The 14,759-nt window shown below is 51.1% G+C and carries 18 protein-coding genes; 8 read left to right on the top strand and 10 right to left on the bottom strand.

Annotation, left to right across the window (positions count from 1 at the left end; all coding sequences use genetic code 11):
- Positions 1-114: 114 nt before the first annotated feature.
- Positions 115-1,413 (bottom strand): hypothetical protein, encoded by a 1,299-nt coding sequence (locus ACNA05_RS11220; RefSeq protein ID WP_415811586.1) that lies wholly within the window; start codon positions 1,411-1,413, stop codon positions 115-117.
- Between the two features lie 80 nt (positions 1,414-1,493).
- Between ACNA05_RS11220 and ACNA05_RS11215 the strand changes: the two genes are divergently transcribed.
- Both ACNA05_RS11215 and ACNA05_RS11210 read left to right on the top strand, forming a co-directional pair.
- On the top strand, positions 1,494-2,105 hold the full coding sequence (locus ACNA05_RS11215) for an alpha-ketoglutarate-dependent dioxygenase AlkB family protein (RefSeq protein WP_415811585.1): 612 nt from the start codon (positions 1,494-1,496) through the stop codon (positions 2,103-2,105).
- Entirely contained in the window at positions 2,102-2,356 is a 255-nt protein-coding gene (locus ACNA05_RS11210; RefSeq protein ID WP_415811584.1) for a CBU_0592 family membrane protein, read from the top strand. Before ACNA05_RS11215 ends, ACNA05_RS11210 begins: the two co-directional genes overlap by 4 nt.
- 16 nt (positions 2,357-2,372) lie before the next feature.
- Here the strand turns inward: ACNA05_RS11210 and ACNA05_RS11205 are convergent, their stop codons facing one another.
- A complete protein-coding gene (locus ACNA05_RS11205) occupies positions 2,373-3,119 on the bottom strand; it encodes an SDR family oxidoreductase (protein ID WP_415811583.1) in 747 nt (248 codons plus the stop codon).
- Positions 3,120-3,262: 143 nt separating this feature from the next.
- On the opposite strand from ACNA05_RS11205, the gene ACNA05_RS11200 reads away from it, so the two are divergent.
- Both ACNA05_RS11200 and ACNA05_RS11195 read left to right on the top strand, forming a co-directional pair.
- A complete protein-coding gene (locus ACNA05_RS11200) occupies positions 3,263-4,534 on the top strand; it encodes an NADH:flavin oxidoreductase/NADH oxidase family protein (RefSeq protein WP_415811582.1) in 1,272 nt (423 codons plus the stop codon).
- A 68-nt stretch (positions 4,535-4,602) separates the two neighbouring features.
- Positions 4,603-5,097 carry a pyridoxamine 5'-phosphate oxidase family protein gene (locus ACNA05_RS11195; RefSeq protein WP_415811581.1) on the top strand — a complete coding sequence of 165 codons (495 nt, stop codon included), beginning with the start codon at positions 4,603-4,605 and terminating at the stop codon, positions 5,095-5,097.
- Positions 5,098-5,156: 59 nt separating this feature from the next.
- On the opposite strand, the gene ACNA05_RS11190 is transcribed toward ACNA05_RS11195, so the two are convergent.
- The 3 genes from ACNA05_RS11190 to ACNA05_RS11180 all read right to left on the bottom strand — a co-directional run bounded on the left by ACNA05_RS11190 (position 5,157) and on the right by ACNA05_RS11180 (position 8,472).
- Positions 5,157-5,561 (bottom strand): DUF2177 family protein, encoded by a 405-nt coding sequence (locus ACNA05_RS11190; RefSeq protein ID WP_415811580.1) that lies wholly within the window; start codon positions 5,559-5,561, stop codon positions 5,157-5,159.
- Between the two features lie 102 nt (positions 5,562-5,663).
- On the bottom strand, positions 5,664-7,082 hold the full coding sequence (locus tag ACNA05_RS11185; protein ID WP_415811579.1) for a Glu/Leu/Phe/Val family dehydrogenase: 1,419 nt from the start codon (positions 7,080-7,082) through the stop codon (positions 5,664-5,666).
- Positions 7,083-7,248: 166 nt separating this feature from the next.
- A complete protein-coding gene (locus tag ACNA05_RS11180) occupies positions 7,249-8,472 on the bottom strand; it encodes an argininosuccinate synthase (RefSeq protein WP_415811578.1) in 1,224 nt (407 codons plus the stop codon).
- A gap of 98 nt (positions 8,473-8,570) precedes the next feature.
- Here ACNA05_RS11180 and ACNA05_RS11175 point away from each other — a divergent pair, with 98 nt between their 5' ends.
- The 3 genes from ACNA05_RS11175 to ACNA05_RS11165 all read left to right on the top strand — a co-directional run bounded on the left by ACNA05_RS11175 (position 8,571) and on the right by ACNA05_RS11165 (position 11,507).
- Positions 8,571-9,869 (top strand): mechanosensitive ion channel family protein, encoded by a 1,299-nt coding sequence (locus tag ACNA05_RS11175; protein WP_415811577.1) that lies wholly within the window; start codon positions 8,571-8,573, stop codon positions 9,867-9,869.
- 68 nt (positions 9,870-9,937) lie between these two features.
- Positions 9,938-11,023 carry a helix-turn-helix domain-containing protein gene (locus tag ACNA05_RS11170; protein ID WP_415811576.1) on the top strand — a complete coding sequence of 362 codons (1,086 nt, stop codon included), beginning with the start codon at positions 9,938-9,940 and terminating at the stop codon, positions 11,021-11,023.
- Positions 11,024-11,174: 151 nt separating this feature from the next.
- Positions 11,175-11,507, top strand: coding sequence for a hypothetical protein (locus ACNA05_RS11165; RefSeq protein ID WP_415811575.1), 333 nt, complete (start codon positions 11,175-11,177; stop codon positions 11,505-11,507).
- Between the two features lie 73 nt (positions 11,508-11,580).
- On the opposite strand, the gene mtgA is transcribed toward ACNA05_RS11165, so the two are convergent.
- The 5 genes from mtgA to ACNA05_RS11140 form a co-directional block, all read right to left on the bottom strand.
- Entirely contained in the window at positions 11,581-12,357 is a 777-nt protein-coding gene (gene mtgA / locus ACNA05_RS11160; protein WP_415811574.1) for a monofunctional biosynthetic peptidoglycan transglycosylase, read from the bottom strand.
- A complete protein-coding gene (locus tag ACNA05_RS11155) occupies positions 12,350-12,703 on the bottom strand; it encodes a DUF3703 domain-containing protein (RefSeq protein WP_415811573.1) in 354 nt (117 codons plus the stop codon). Before ACNA05_RS11155 ends, mtgA begins: the two co-directional genes overlap by 8 nt.
- A gap of 11 nt (positions 12,704-12,714) precedes the next feature.
- Positions 12,715-13,089, bottom strand: coding sequence for a lecithin retinol acyltransferase family protein (locus tag ACNA05_RS11150; RefSeq protein WP_415811572.1), 375 nt, complete (start codon positions 13,087-13,089; stop codon positions 12,715-12,717).
- 78 nt (positions 13,090-13,167) lie between these two features.
- The gene (locus ACNA05_RS11145) at positions 13,168-13,533 is read right to left on the bottom strand and encodes a YMGG-like glycine zipper-containing protein (protein WP_415811571.1); all 366 of its coding nucleotides are present in this window, start codon (positions 13,531-13,533) and stop codon (positions 13,168-13,170) included.
- Between the two features lie 156 nt (positions 13,534-13,689).
- Complete coding sequence (locus ACNA05_RS11140; RefSeq protein ID WP_415811570.1) at positions 13,690-14,073, bottom strand: hypothetical protein; 384 nt, start codon at positions 14,071-14,073, stop codon at positions 13,690-13,692.
- 166 nt (positions 14,074-14,239) lie between these two features.
- Between ACNA05_RS11140 and ACNA05_RS11135 the strand changes: the two genes are divergently transcribed.
- On the top strand, positions 14,240-14,701 hold the full coding sequence (locus tag ACNA05_RS11135; protein WP_415811569.1) for an ABA4-like family protein: 462 nt from the start codon (positions 14,240-14,242) through the stop codon (positions 14,699-14,701).
- Positions 14,702-14,759: the final 58 nt, after the last annotated feature.

The raw sequence follows: 14,759 nt of genomic DNA, 5'->3' as shown, positions 1-14,759 counted from the left end.
TTTTTCTGCGGTTTTATGCAGAGAAACGCACCGTCTGCCCCGATATGGGGGACGATACGTTCCATGCAAGGGTAGGGCTCACATTTTTGTGTGTGTGAGATGTGAGGCAGCCCCTTAGCGAGATTTCAGCTCTTTAATTGCCAAAGCAAGACCAATGTCTTGACCGCTTTGTCCGACATCAACGCGGTCGGGTGAAATATCGGCGACAAAATCTTCCCGAGGCGTTCCGTCAATATGGGTAAGATACTCCGTACCAAGATCCAGCTTCAAATCGGAGCGTTCAAGGTAGCGATTGGAAAGCCCGCCTAACAGGTCGCCCATATCTGATGCAATGACGGTTACGTCTGCTGCGCCGTTCAACCCAATCGTAATGCCCTCGCCCATACTGCCGGTCCAAGGCCCGGATAAAACAACGACTTTGTCAGGAGAGATATAAGGCGCCCGAGGTTGGACGAGCTCTATGAATTTTCGCGGGACAGAGAATTCTCGTTCAAGGGAGGGGATTTCGTGAATTTGGTAGGGTCGTTCTTCGGAAATAAAATGCCCAATAAGGCTACGCCCGACCTCGGTATTCCCGCCGCTGGGAGTATTTCGCAAATCGAGAATAACTCCGTCCTTGTCCCACGCATTTTTTATCGCATTGTCAAAAAGAGATATCAGGTCGTTGTTTCCGAGAGAGTTGTTTATTTTTATGACCGCCAAATTATCAATAAACTCAGTCGTCAGAGCCGGCTCACTTTGAAGGTCTGCGGCAAAAGCCCGAGGTGACCTGAGAGTTAGTCTGTGGCTTCTTGTTGGCCCCTCTTGCAGCTCGAGTTCTCTTTCGCCTGTCCTGCGACCATTGAGGGCCAATGTAATCAGATAGCTTTCCTGCTCTTGGCTCAGGGAAAACGGCAGACCTTTCATTATATTTGAAAGTACAGATTTCGGACTCAGCCCGTCAATTGTCAGGACTTTCCAGTTCGGACGTATGCCTAGCTCTGCTGCAGGCGAGCCGAGTCGCACATGTTGGATAACAAATCCGTCTTCTTCTTTGTGAACGATTAGATCAGATGCGGAAGGAAAGACATTAAAACTATCTGGCTCTAATGGCCCGACGATAATGTGTGGGTCAGTAAACAGATAAGTGGCGCGCCTGATAATATCTCGAAAGTCGGCGGCAGTTTGGGACCGCAGAGCGCTTGATTTGGTGACCGAAAACCATTGCTCTACATCCACATCCCGTCGATCCAGATAGGCATAAAAAAGCCGAAATGTGTTTTCAAATTCATCCCAGGCGGAAGAAGCCTCAAACTTGGCGTCCGTCAAAGAATCCGCCTCACTTTTTTCATTACTTTGCGCAATTGCCGTTTCACAAAATGAAATTAGGAAAACGCTGAAGGAGAGTAATACGAGAAGGAAATGTCTTTTCATGCGTCTTCATAGAATTCTGACGCTCCGGAATAAACAATAAATCCATTGTCAGTTCCTGAATGCTTTGCCATTGAAACCTCATGTCCGACTTCCCGAAAGGCTTTGCACATTATCCGCTTTATTTCTCGCTCGAGGAACAGGCCGGGTTAATCGAAGCGGTGAGGGACGGCGTCTCGCAAGCTCCATTTTTTCAGCCGACCATGCCGCGAACCGGCGCGCCGCTTTCGGTCGTCATGAGCAATTTCGGACCGCTAGGCTGGGTTACGGATAAAGGCGGCTATCGCTATGAGGCGCTCCACCCCAAAACCGGAAAGCCTTGGCCTGACTTGCCGCCGGTTTTGCGGAGGCTATGGGATGACGTCAGCGGCTATCCTGCTCCGCCCGAAGCCTGTCTGATTAACTGGTATCGGGACGGCGCAAAAATGGGGATGCATGTCGACAATGACGAGCAGAATATTCAAGCCCCCGTCGTCAGCGTGAGCCTCGGCGACCCGGCCATGTTTCGTATCGGCGGGCCCAAACGCGGCGGACCGACAAAGGGGGTAAGGCTCTTTTCCGGGGACGTTGTCGTTCTGGCGGGCGAGGCCCGACTGTGTCACCACGGGGTGAGTAAAGTCTCTTACGGAGAGAGCGCGCTCGTGCCAAAGGGCGGCAGAATTAATCTAACTATGAGACGGGTGACTCCCTTATGACAATTTACGATGCGATTGGAATTACAGGCGTGGCCTTCGTCCTTTTGGCTTACGGCCTGTTGCAAGTCGAAAAAATTGACTCGAGAGGCTGGCGCTATTCCGCGCTCAATGCTGTGGGCGCGCTTCTGATTATGGTGTCGCTCTATTTCACCTTTAACCTTGCGTCATTTATCATTGAATGTGCTTGGCTGGCGATCAGTGTGTATGGTTTGTTCAAGGCTTGGCGGACCCGCGGAGGGGCCCGCCAATAAGCACTAGTATTTCGACCTAACGATAGGTCATGCCGCCATCGACCATATACTGGCTTCCGGTGACATAGCTGCTATCATCCGATAGGAGAAAGGTCGCGACGGCGGCGACTTCTTCGGCGGTGCCAAGGCGGCCAAGGGCCACGTTACTTTTAATATTTTCTACCATTTTCTCGACTTCGTCATCCGGCATATCAATGCTGTTGAAGAAGTTGGTTTCAATCGGTCCGGGGGCAATCGTATTTACACGAATATTTTTGTCGGCTAGCTCTGCGGCCCAAGCCCGAGCCATGCCAGTGACGGCGCCTTTTGTGCCGGCGTAAACAGCGCCATTAGCCTGTCCGATATAGGACGAGACGCTTGCCGTCACTAGAACAGAGGAGGGATTCGCAATATTATCTTTAAGCGCTTTCAGATGGAGCACGGGACCGCGCACATTAACGTTGTTCATCGCATCGAAAAAATCTGCGTCACTTTTTTCAACAGGTCTGAAATCCCCGTACCCTGCATTTAGAAAGACAGCGTCGAGTTTTCCGAAATCTTTTGCGGACTGCGCGAGCTCATCTGCGGCGTCAACATCCGACGCATCATTTTTCAAAACGACTGCAGAATCCGGCAAAACCTTTTTGGCGTCGTTGAGGTGGTCTTCACTGCGTCCTGTCACCATCACCCGGCCGCCTTCTTCTGTCACGCGCCTGGCTGTGGCCAGGCCGATGCCTGAACTGCCGCCGGTGATAAGAACATTTTTATTTGAAAATCTAGCCATTTGAATCTCCTTAGTGATTGCCCTTTATCAAGAACTGAAGAGGCGAGAGGTTCCCGCCGCTATGCGGTTGTGTACAGAAAACCTGTTTTTCAATTCAATAATGACTGTTCTCTCTCGGGCGTCTTTCAGGTAACACCCGCGTCATGACAGATATTTATGACTCCCTCACGCTACAGAGCGGCCAAACCCTCTCAAACCGTCTGTGCAAGGCGGCGATGGAAGAAAATCTGGCGGAGGCCGGACAAACCCCCGGCGAGGCTTTGTTCAATCTTTACTCGGCCTGGACAAAGGGCGGGCCGGGAATGATATTGACCGGCAATGTGATGATTGACCCAACGGCGATGACCGGGCCGGGCGGAGTTGTATTGGAACAAGGCTCTCTTGCCGAAGACAACGCGCGAGAGCGTTTCCAAAAATGGGCCGAGATCGGCAAATCCGGCGGCGCCAAAATGGTTATGCAAATCTCTCACCCCGGGCGGCAGGTCTATGCCAGCATGGGAACCGAGGCAGTCTCTGCCTCTGAGACCAAGGTGACGCTCGACGGCCCGGCGGATAATATGTTTGCGCCGGCCCGGGCATTGTCCTCCGATGAAATTTTGGGATTAATTAAACGGTTTGCTGACACGGCTCATCAGGCGGAACGCGCTGGTTTTGACGGCGTACAGATTCACGGGGCTCACGGTTATTTGATCGCGCAATTTTTATCGCCTTTAACGAATAAGCGGGAGGATGAGTGGGGCGGGTCTCTGGAAAACCGTGCCAGGTTTTTGTTAGAGACGGTCCGTGCCGTACGGGCGCGTGTCGAGTCAAATTTCATCGTCGCGGTGAAACTAAATTCCGCTGACTTCCAGCGCGGCGGATTTGATGTCGGCGACGCCAAACTGGTCGTGGATTGGCTTGGCGGCGAAGCATTGGATTTTGTCGAGCTGTCCGGCGGCAATTACGAAAGCGCCGCGATGATGGGTCTGGCGGCCGATGGCCGCGCCCAGAGCACCAAAGAGCGCGAAATGTTCTTTCTCGATTTTGCTAAAGACATAGCCGCCGCGGCAACCATGCCGATCATGGTGACCGGCGGTGTAACACGCAAAGACACGGCGGAAGCCGCTTTGTCCGAAGGTGTCGATATCATCGGCCTTGCCCGCGCCATGGCGTATAACCCAAACTTGCCGAATGACTGGCAGGAGGGACGCAATCTCAACACAAATATTGCTACGGTAAACTGGAAAAATAAAGCCCTGTTGTCTCTGGCCAATATGGCGCTGGCCAAAGAACAACTCAATCGGCTGGGCGCAGGCAAATCCGTAAAAAAGAACCAGCGTCCTTTGCTGGCAACTTTGGCACAACAATTACGCACAATAGGTCAGACAAAGCGCTATAAGGCTTGGCTAAAAGACAAAGAACTGAACGGAGTTTAACGAACGCAAATGGGAACTATCCCTACCCAGCCCCGTTTTCTTTCCAGATAACTTAAAGGAGAGAACACATGGCAAACCTCGAAAAATTTCACGAAAATCCGCAAAAGCAATTACTGGAAGAACTTCAAGACGCCATGTGCGTCATGCTCGGCTCAACCGACGAGGAAGAGCATATGCAGCCCATGACGCCTCAAATAGATACAGATGAAAATGTGATCTATTTCTATTCTGACCGCTTTTCGGAATTGGGAAAGACAATTGCGGTCAATCCCGGCACGGTTCATCTGTGCCATATCTCGAAAGATTATCAGGCTTGCGTCAAAGGGCGTCTGACCGCGCATCACGACAAAGCGACAATCGATAAGTTTTGGGATCAGAAGGTGGCCGCTTGGTATCCTGAAGGTAAAGACGATAAGGAGCTAATGATGCTCAAATTTGTCCCGCATGACGCCGCGATTTGGGCGTCAGACGCCAACCCACTGACCTTTATGTATGAAATGGCGAAGGCCAATATTAAACATGAAGAGCCGGAGCTAGGCGAAATGAAAACCGTCGATCTGTAGCGTCCACCTCAGATAATAAATAAAGCCCCGATTTTTTCGGGGCTTTTTTATGGCTTAAGCTAAGCCGCGAATTTGAGCGTGGCCCAAGCGCCGACGGTCGCGCAGCTTCCGGTCAGGATAATTCCCCAAATAATATCGACGACCACCATTTTTGTTGGCCAGTCGCGCAAGGTTGCCAAATTGGTCAAATCATAAGTGGCGTAACAAAAGAATCCAAAAAGGGCGCCATAGAGCGTCGCTTTCAGAACTTGCTCTGCTTCAATCGCGGGCCGGATGGCGAAAAAGACGATTCCAACAATATACATGGCGTAGAAAACAACCGCGACGAGCCAGTTGGGACTATCCGCCATAAGGCTCCCAAGTTGATTGGCGTAAAACTTTCGAGCGATGAGGCCGAGCCAAAGCATGTCCAAAGCAAAAAAAGCAATAAGCGTCGAAAAGTATGCAATCAAATAGGTCGTCATAAGGCAGTTTCTCCCAAGTTAGGGTCTTCCTAAACCTTACGATGGAAACCTCGAAAGGGTTTCATTTATTGCGGCGAATGTCCCGCCGAAGGCGGGAAAACTTTAAAGCCCGATACTCCGGTAATGAAGCGCGATGTCTTCGATCACACTAAAGAAGGCGGCTGTACGCATATCTTCCAGCTCCGGATTATTTTCCAGCGCTGTTTTTATATTCATATAGGCCGCCCGCATCGTGTCGTCCAAACCAGCGCGAACGAGCGCCAGTTCTCCAGCGCCTTCAAGATATTCTTTCTTGAAGCTTTTCTTAAAATTCATGCCTTGGCTTTCAAGCGCGTCAATCAGGATGTGATATTTACGTTCTTCATTTCGGCGCTGAAGGCGGCCAAAGCGGATATGGTTTACGTTTTTCACCCACTCGAAATAGGACACGGTCACGCCGCCCGCATTGGCATACATGTCGGGGATAATAAACACGCCTTTATCGCGGAGAATTTTATCCGCCATAGCCGTAATGGGGCCGTTCGCTGCTTCAATCACGAGATTGGCTTTGACGGCGTGGGCGTTATCGACATTGATGACGCCTTCCAGCGCCGCCGGAATCAAGATGTCGCACGCCTCACAGATTGCGTTAGCATTGGGTTCTTCAAAAACTCCCCCTTCAAACTTTGACAGATCTTCGCCGCTGGAAATATGTTCCTTGAGCGCCCGGATATCGATGCCTTTCGGATTGCGTATAGTGCCGGCGCGTTCAATCACGCTGACAATCTTTGAGCCGTCTTCTTCGGAGAGGAAGAGCGCGGCGTGATAGCCCACATTACCGAGGCCTTGAACGACGATTTTCTTCCCATCAAGATCCCCGCGTAATCCTGCTTTTTTAATATCGTCAGGGTGACGGAAAAATTCGCGCAGAGCATATTGCACACCGCGTCCGGTGGCTTCGACGCGGCCTTCAATACCGCCCAAGTGGACGGGTTTACCGGTAACGCAGGCAATGGCGTCAATATTTTCATTATGTAGCCGGCGATATTCATCCATCATCCAGGCCATTTCTCGCTCGCCCGTGCCCATATCGGGAGCGGGAACATTTAGAGAGGGATGGATTAGGTCGCGGCGGGACAGCTCGAAGGTAAAGCGGCGGGTGATGCGCTCCAGTTCTTCTTCGGTCCAGTCTTTGGGGTTAATGCACAAGCCGCCTTTCGATCCGCCAAACGGCACTTCTACAAGCGCGGTTTTATAGGTCATCAGCGCGGCAAGCGCTTCGACCTCGTCCTGATTCACATCAAGAGAGTATCGGATGCCGCCTTTTACAGGCTCTTTATGCTCGGAATGAACGGCGCGGTAGCCGACAAATGTATGAACTTCGCCCCGCAGCTTCACGCCGAAACGGACCGTATAGGTCGCGTTACAGACGCGGATTTTCTCAATCATTTTCGGGGACAGATCAACAAAACTGGCGGCGCGATTGAACATCACATCGACGCTTTGGCGGAAATTCAGTTCCTTGGAGGATGACTTAACCATAACCCTACCTTTTTAAGACTTTCAGTTCGCTTAAAATTATTCTTCTGCGCTACGCCATTTCGAAGCAAACAAACAGACCTAATTTAAGCAAATAGCACAATATTCATGCGGGCGATCACCCTATTCAGGTAACACGGTGATTGCCGCGGCATAGTATATGAGGTCGTTAACTGTTCTTTCCGGCTTTACGATCCCGCGCTTTCAGCAGGCGAAGGCGCAAGGCGTTGATCTTGATAAACCCGCCAGCATCGGCCTGATCATAAACATCGTCTTCTTCGAACGTGACGTGTTCTTGAGAATAAAGCGAATAAGGGCTTTCCCGGCCGACAATGTCGACGCTGCCTTTATAGAGCTTCAAACGAACTGTGCCCGTCACCAATTCCTGGGACGTGTCGATAGCGGCCTGGAGCATTTCGCGCTCAGGCGAATACCAATAGCCATTATAAACCAACTCGGCATATTTCGGCATGAGCTCGTCTTTCAAATGCGCTGCGCCTTTGTCGAGCGTAATCTGTTCAATGCCGCGATGCGCCATCAGGAGGATAGTGCCGCCGGGCGTCTCATAAATGCCGCGCGACTTCATGCCGACAAAGCGGTTTTCCAGCAAATCGAGACGGCCAATGCCATTGGCGCCGCCGAGTTCGTTAAGTTTGGTTAAGAGCGCCGCGGGAGACAAGTCTTCGCCGTCAATACTAACCGCATCCCCGCGTTCAAAACCGATGGTGATGTAGGTGGGCTTGTCTGGCGCGTCTTCCGGCGCGACTGTGCGCTGATAAACAAACTCCGGTGCTTCTTCATTTGGATCCTCCAAGGCTTTGCCTTCGGAAGAGGTATGCAGCAAATTAGCATCAACCGAGAAAGGCGCTTCGCCGCGTTTGTCCTTGGCAATTTCAATGCCGTGCTTCTCTGCATATTCGATAAGCTTTGTACGGGAGTTCAGATCCCATTCCCGCCAAGGCGCAATAACTTTGATGTCCGGGTCAAGCGCGTAATAGCCAAGCTCGAAGCGGACCTGATCATTTCCTTTGCCTGTCGCGCCGTGACAGACGGCGTCCGCGCCGACCTGATGCGCAATTTCGATCTGGCGTTTGGAAATCAACGGACGGGCGATCGAGGTGCCGAGAAGGTAAAGCCCTTCATAAACCGCATTGGCGCGCATCATCGGAAAAACGAAATCGCGAACAAATTCCTCGCGAAGGTCATCTATGAAAATTTCTTTGACGCCTTGGGCCTCGGCTTTGCGGCGCGCGGGCTCCAACTCTTCGCCTTGACCCAGATCAGCGGTAAAAGTCACAACCTCGCAGCCTTTTTCCTCCTGCAACCATTTCAGGATGATTGAGGTGTCGAGGCCTCCGGAATAGGCGAGAACGACTTTCTTGGGGGATGACATAGGCTGGGCTCCTTAAATACGGCGCGTTCCTAGCGCATAACCGTTTACAAAAGATAGCCCCCCTTTTAAAGCAAATTGATTTTTTGGGAGGACGCGTCATGGATTTTGATCTGGCCACAGTACAGAGTCAGCTGGAAAATTGGCGAGACCAGATTTGGCTCTGGATGCAGACGCCGTCCTTTCTAGCGCAACTGAGTGCAATAGTGTTATCGATCCTGATAGCGCCGCTTTTGGCGAAAATACTGCAACGGGCGATCCCGTTTTTCAAAAAAGAGCCTGCCGAATCCGTAAAATATCTGAAAGTCAGACAGATACTCTTTAAAGTTGGGGGATTACTTCGGGCTGTTTTGCTTGTCCTATTGCTCGGACTCTCCTCCAATATTTTGTTGGCGGTTCCGGCTTTTTCAGAAGATTGGCTGGTAAAGCTGGCCCAGAGCCTCGCAGCTGTTTTTCTGGTTTACCGTGTCATCAAAGTTTTCCTGCAAGAGGCTTTTTACCGAAAGCTGGCTCTGTGGGTGCTCGTCCCGCTCAGCCTAATTATCGTTCTTGGGTATTTCGATGAATTCAAAGCTTTATTAAGCGGGACTGTTTTGCTCCCTATGGGGAACAGTCCAATTACGGCGATGACGGTCGTGAAACTCGTTGTGTTTGGCTTCTTGTTTTTCTGGGTCGGTAATCTTTCGAATGTAAAGGGCCAATCGGCAATTCGTTCCCAAGAGAATCTGGATGCCGGTGTTCGCGAAATTGTCGCTAAACTCTTTCAAATAGTTCTGTTCGCTATCATTTTTTTCCTTGTCGTCGGGGCAGCGGGAATTCCGCTCTCCGGGCTGGTAGTCGTTTTCTCTGCGCTGGGTCTCGGCATTGGGTTTGGACTGCAGCCGATCGCCGCGAATTTTATTTCCGGGCTCATCATTCTTTTTGATCGTTCGGTGAAAATCGGAGATTACGTTAATATGGAAGGGGATAGGTTTGGCCGTGTCAAAGCGATCAATATTCGCTCTACGACGGTCGCAACGGCGGACGGAAAAGACATAATCGTTCCGAATACGAAATTTACCGAAGATGCCTATGAAAACTGGACGCATGACAATCCGTTGCAGCGTTACGAAGTAGATTTCGGCGTGGCCTATGACACCGATTTGGACGCGCTGGTGCCGCTTATTCGCGATGCAGTCTTGGAGCATGAGGATGTTCTGAGCGACCCGGATGTACCAAGCGTCGAATTTCGATCCTTCGGGGATAGCGCCATTAATATGTGCGTCGAGTTCTGGGCCGAAGGCATTGATGATGGGCCAAATAAATTCACGTCCGATGTCGGCATGATTATTTGGCGGACGCTCAAGGCCAATAATATCGAAATACCTTTCCCGCAACGTGTGGTCAAAAATATAAAATAGAAAGAATTCACCGCCCGCTTTAAATATCTGTATATCGGGCCTGCACGTCAAAGACGCGCTTGTAACTTGTGACTTTCGCTAAAACCCTGTCTGTTGAACCTATGCTCTGGTTAGATGCTTTCCTCCGTCTTTCGACCGTGACGTTATTGTTGCTATCGGCAACCTTGGCGCTTCGGGATAAACGCTGTTGGCGGCCCGCGATCTTTGTTGTTTTGACGGCATTCGGGACCGTGGGAATGTTGATTGCAACCGCCCCGGAAGCCTTAAGGCCGCCTATGCCAATATATGTAGTCGCGAGCCTATCTGAGACAGGGTCCATCGTATTTGCCTGGTGGTTTGGGTTGGCTATCTTTCGGGATGATTTCGAGCTCAAATGGCCCCATTGGGCTATTTTGGTCATATTCGTCTCGATAACGCTCCCGCGGAGTTACGCGCAAATTACCGGTGATTTTATATATCCAGGTTATTTGCTGGTGTTATTTTATGTGTTGGCTTTGTGTCTGATGGGGCACCTTATTTTTACTATCACGCGGGAGGGCAGGGACGACCTCGTCGCGACCCGGCGTCTTTATCGGGCTTATTTTGTCGCTGGCGTTGTTGCCTCTGTTACATTCTCTATCCTGACGGAAAATGTCTGGAATCCGTTTTATCAGGGGCAACTGACATTCATAAAGCCCTTGGTGGTCTTTCCTCTGGCGCTTTGGTTCACGCTTTGGCTCACCCGAATTGACCTCGACAATATGGCGTTTGAGCCCGACCCGAGCGAAATTGCCGAAGGCGGCTCCGCGATTGATCCGCGAGACGGGCTTTTGTTAGAAAACCTGAGAGCTGCGATGGAGAAGGATAAGATTTACCGGGAAACCGGGATGACAATCCGCAGACTGGCGGAGCATCTTGAGACGCCAGAGCACCGTCTGCGGGCTCTTATAAATCAGGGTCTTGGATACCGTAATTTTTCCGCGTTCCTGAATACTTACCGAATCAATGCCGTCAAAGCTGACCTTCAGGATCCAGAGAAATCGCGCATTCCTGTGCTGACTTTGGCGATGGATGTCGGCTATAACTCCCTCGCGCCGTTCAACCGCGCTTTTCGCGAAATTGAAGGCATGACCCCGACGGCTTACCGCCAAAACCTAAAAGACCGCAGAGGCTGATGCGCCGCTGGTTGATACTAAAAACATCCGATTGATTTCAAAATCGACTGGCCTTTTTTGTAATCGATGGGACTTTTTAACTGAGTATTTTCTAATAAGTCCGGGATAGACGCCACATATATGGCTCACCCATTCTTAGAGGAAATTTTCGATGACACGGTCACACACCCCCCTAAAAACTGCTGCCCTTTGCTTGATCGGCGCAGGTCTTTTTGCATCCTTCCCGGCAAATGCGACATCCAATGGAGACGTTGAAAAATGCCGCGTCGCCCTGACGGAACAATCTGAAACAGATATGTCCAATTATCGCCTCAGCTATGACCGCGAAGAAGGTAACCGCACTAAGACAATTTATTTCACAGCCGTTTCAAATGATGGCGGTGAAAACCTGAATGTGACGTGCACGATTAAACGCTCAAAAGTTTTGGCTGTAAATGATGGAACGAAAGAGATCTCTTTGCTTGCCTCCAACGACAAGAAATAACTTTCGCTCTGTTACAGAGCGAAACCTCGATCTATTCCCGAAACTCGCCCTTCTTGCAAAAGAAGGGCGTTTTTTAGTCTAGGACACAGGCGGCGTAGCCGCTGCGGCGAACCTCGCCTATTCGTGATTGCAGTGTTCCGGCTCGGCCGCTGACATAGGGTCCGGGCGGATCGACCCGCCATTTTTGCGGATTTGGCAAGACGGCCGCCAGTAAAGCGGCTTCGCGCGTTGACAAGTCTCTGGCGTGTTTGCGAAACCGCACGCGGGCCGCGCCTTCCGCGCCGTAAATCCCGTCGCCCCACTCTGCCACGTTGAGATAAACTTCCATAATGCGCCGTTTTGACCAGAAAGTTTCTATCGTAAAGGTGACATAGGCTTCCCCGGCTTTGCGGAGATATCCCCCGCCATTCCAGAATACGACATTCTTAGCTGTTTGCTGGGAAATGGTAGAGCCGCCGCGGCGCTTGCCGCCCGATTGATTGTTCTCGAAAGCCTTCTGCACCGCTTCGAAATCGATGCCGTCATGCTCACAGAACCGGGAATCCTCGGCGGCAATAACGGCGTAAACGAGATTGGGTGAGATATCCGATAAAAGCATATTCTGACGCCGAACGGGCTCGTCATTTAAAATCATATTTATTGTCGTGGGGACCGGGAAAACGGTAAGAGCCAGCAAATATATGTGGACGACCAAAAACAGAATTAGACCCGCCACAAGAGACCATTTGAAAGCTTGTTTGATTGGACGTGGTTTTGAGGGGGATGCAGCAGCGACCGGAGTCGAAGCTTTCCCTGCATCCGCCTCATTCTTTTTCTCCCCTTCTGTCGGAGGGTCTTGTCGCTTAGTCATCGCGTGCGTCCTGAAGGATTTCTTGAAGATCTTCGCTTATTTCCATTTTTTGAAAGGCCGAAACATTGGCGCCGCCTGTATTTCCAACAGGAACCCAACCGAACGCACTCGCCGGGAATACCGCTATCAGTCGCAAAATTTGGCCTAGGACCTCTCTGAGCTGTCCTTGTCTCAGTCCCCATGCCAGCATTTTCCAATGCGTTTGAAGGTGCGGTGTGAAATAGGCCTGCCCTAACACATGCGCGCGTTCTAAATGATGAAAAGCGAGGTTTTGTTCGTTTGCCTGTCTTGCCGTTTGCGACAGGCTCAGCTCGCGATCAAAGGCATGTCGTAGGCGCGGCGGCATAGGGTAAGGGGTTAATCGCGTGACAGGCGGCGGGCGTCGAGCAAGCCAAGCTGCGAGGAGCGGCCTTTGCCTTCCATCACCCAAGTAACGAAATGTTCGCAATTATTGACGAGCACATTATATCGGTCACCTTTTCGGCTTCGGGCGCGGGCGACAAGCTCAGAGCCGGATACCCCGGAGGCAAGCTGTATCGCTTGGACGGGCTTTCCTTGGGAAAAATCGGCCATATCGGTTTCTTCCACACGGCCAAAACGGGCAGACGTGTGAATAACCGTGCCGTAGCCCGTAGAGATTCCGTAATGCGTGACAAAGCCAAAGGCTTTTACCTGCAAAATGGTTCCGGCGGGATAAACGGTGGCGGTGCGTTCGAAAGGAAAATCGGTCATAAGGGTTTATAGGCTAATTCCAGACAATAAAAAAGGCGGCTTCGAAAAACCGCCTTTTCAAATATATACGCGTTCGGCTTAGCCGCGAAGCTCACCATTTTCAAAATAGGTGCGACCACGCGCTTCGTCGAAATAGTAATAACGCCCTGCTGATTGATCATAATAGAGCGGCTGGCCGTTGGCGCGTTGACGGACACGTGTGCCTTCGCCAATAGCTTTGTCTTTCTGATTACCAGCATAAGCGCCGCCTGCGCCGCCAACTACCGCGCCGATAGCGGCGCCAGTTTTGGCATCGCCCGACCCGACATTGTTACCGATAACAGCACCCGCAAGAGCGCCGCCGGCTGCGCCGAGCGCTGCGTTTTTCTCAACATTACCTGTTGTTGTACAAGCGGCGAGGCCAAGTATAGAGACTGTGGCGATTGTCGTTGTTAAATACTTCATTGTCTTCTTCCTTCTTTATTCCGTGTGGAACCTGTTAAATTCAATCCCAACCATGGCCAGCTTTACGCGTGGTAACCTGTCGGGTTCCTGAATGAGAGATGAGTTTTCCGTAATTTTACGGGGCCAAGCTTTTTCTCAAGCAAAGGCAATAGAGAGCTATTTCTCGTTTACGACCTTGTTCGTGTAGGTCCGACCATTATACTCATAACTGTAAGTTTCGACCGTATCGACGTCGAGTTCCGGATCGGGAAGTTCAGTGATGGGCACAAAACGGTTCAAATAGATATTTCCATTATTATTTTGAACGCGGACCATGTCGCCGCGGGCAATTGCGCCCATGACGCGGGGGTCTTCTTCTGTTTTGGTAAAGGTCACAACTGCGGACGTGGTTTCTTCGCGGGCTTCGGTGTCAGTCGTGGTTTCAACCACCGTTTCAGACTTAACTTCATTGGACTTGATTTCGTCCCCAGCAAAGGCGTTGGAGCCTGCGAAAAGTAGCGCCGTAACAGCGATTCCTGTCATTGTTTTAAACTTAGCCATAATTGATCCCCTTTCCTGAGAATTACACATAAATAATTCCGGCCAAGCGCAATCGTTCCGCATGTTTACGAAAGCTTAATAATCGTTAACAATTTAGAGAGGTTTGACGACGGCGAGTCGCTCAGAATCCCATAGCCGCGGGAGGCCGAGGGCGGTAAGAGGGCTTATGACCTACCCGCTTCTCTTCAGCATAATTAACTTGAGCGTCCTTCCGGCCTGGGCGCTATTGATATTCTTACCGCGATGGAAAGGGACTAAATTCATTGTTCACTCCGCGCTATACCCCCTCTTCTTAGGCGGAATTTATATCGTCTGTTTCGCTTTGGCGCTAAGTGGGCAGGGCGCAGGCGGCAGTTTCACGTCGATAGAAGGTATCAGAGAATTATTCTCCTCCGATGTCGGCATCATCATTGGCTGGGCACATTATCTGGTCTTTGATCTGTTCGTCGGAGCCTGGGAAGCGCGAGACGCGCAAAAACGCGGTTTTAGCCACTGGATGTTGGTGCCGTGTTTGCTTTTGACCTTAATGGCGGGACCGGTGGGACTGGTGCTTTATTTAGTACTGCGAGCGGCGACGCGGAAAGGCGGATGGGGGTGCAGTCACACCCAGCCATCCGATGTCGGGTAGGAATTCACGAGCATCGCCGCGTTCCTCGCTTTGCGAGGCAGACCCTACCGGGTCACGG

It is taken from the genome of Litorimonas haliclonae (assembly GCF_965138505.1).
GTDB lineage: Bacteria > Pseudomonadota > Alphaproteobacteria > Caulobacterales > Maricaulaceae > Litorimonas > Litorimonas haliclonae.
The sequence above is the reverse complement of the archived record's forward strand: the minus strand, read 5'-3'. Positions and strand labels throughout refer to the sequence as shown.